The organism is Mycobacterium sp. WUMAC-067 (assembly GCF_020217485.1).
Classification (GTDB): Bacteria; Actinomycetota; Actinomycetes; order Mycobacteriales; family Mycobacteriaceae; genus Mycobacterium.
Map to the genome: position 1 here is coordinate 1 of NZ_JAEKMI010000155.1, position 973 is coordinate 973.

The window sequence follows — 973 nt, forward strand, 5'->3', positions numbered from 1 at the left end:
GGACGGCTGTGGTTGTAACCGTGCACCCAGGCATCGATCGCCTGCTGGGCGGCTTCGATGCTTACGAAGGGGCCTGCGGAATCCAGGAGCTCGCGGCGCAGCGTCTTGTGAAAACGTTCGATCTTGCCGGTCGTCGTCGGTGATCGGGGTTTCGTCAGCCGCGTGGTGATGCCGTTCTCCCGACAGATCCGTTCGAACAGCACCTCAGCCGGATACGGCTTGGTGAACCGGCCCGTGAACTGCTTCCCGTTGTCGGTCAACACTTCTGAGGGCACGCCGTAGGCGGCCATGGCCGCGGTGAATGCCGCGCAGACCGCGCGTGCCCCCGGCTGGGCAACGACAGTGGCCATCACGACGAACCGTGCATGGTCATCGATGCCGGTGACCAACTTGCACTCACGACCATCGGCGAGGAACACCCCGCCCATGATGTCGATCTGCCACAGCTGCATCGGGGCGTCGCGCTGCCAGCGCCGGTACTTGCGCTTGTGGTTCTGCTGCTGCGCGGTGATCAGGCCATGACGCACCAAGATTCGGTAGACGCTCGACCGCGACGGCGGCGCGTCCACGCCACGAAGTACCAGCTCGTGAGCGATGCGTTGAGCACCCCAGCGCGGATATGTTCGGCGCAGTTCGCAGACCATCGCCACCACCGTCGGCGACAGCTCGTTCGGCGACGTCAACGGCCGACGCGACCGATCGGCCAATCCCGGCAAGCCGAAGGCCTCATACCGGATGACCCATGAGTGCACGGACTGCCGCGACGCCCCGCACTCCCGTGCCACCTGGCTTTTGGGAACTCCGTCGAGGACCTGCAGGACCGCACGATATCTGTGCTCAGTCACCCAATCGGCGGAATCACCGGCCGTCTCATCGCTCACAGAACGAGCATCAAACCAGACCGTCAAAGATCTGCTGAACCCGTCAAGGATCTCTAGAACCCCTGCCGTCCAACATGTCTTGAACCTTTACA

General features: G+C 63.4%; 1 protein-coding gene. It reads right to left on the reverse strand.

Features of this window, described 5'->3' with window-relative positions:
* Window positions 1-881: IS481 family transposase (locus JF781_RS27970; protein ID WP_142274745.1), on the reverse strand; the 881-nt coding region annotated here is incomplete at its 3' end.
* Window positions 882-973: the final 92 nt, after the last annotated feature.